Genomic DNA, 226 nt, shown 5'->3' with positions numbered 1-226 from the left:
CGGGCTGCCGGACGAGATCGAGCTTCCGGCGGACCGTCGGCGGCCGGCGGTGTCGAGCCACCGGGGAGGCGTGGTGCCGGTGCGGCTGGATGCGGATCTGCATCGGGAACTGCAGGGGCTGGCGCGGGCGAGCGGCGCGACGCTGTTCATGGTGCTGCAGGCGGGGTTGGCGGCGCTGCTGTCGCGTCTGGGGGCGGGTGAGGACATCGCGATCGGGAGCCCTGTT

General features: G+C 73.9%; 1 protein-coding gene. It reads left to right on the top strand.

Annotated features, from left to right (window positions below; translation table 11 throughout):
- Positions 1-226: condensation domain-containing protein (locus FFK22_RS42605; protein ID WP_143957092.1), on the top strand; the 226-nt coding region annotated here is incomplete at both ends.

Origin of the sequence: Mycobacterium sp. KBS0706 (assembly GCF_005938675.2) — a bacterium.
GTDB lineage: Bacteria > Pseudomonadota > Alphaproteobacteria > DSM-16000 > Inquilinaceae > Inquilinus.
This window is presented reverse-complemented; position numbering and strand designations above follow the sequence as displayed.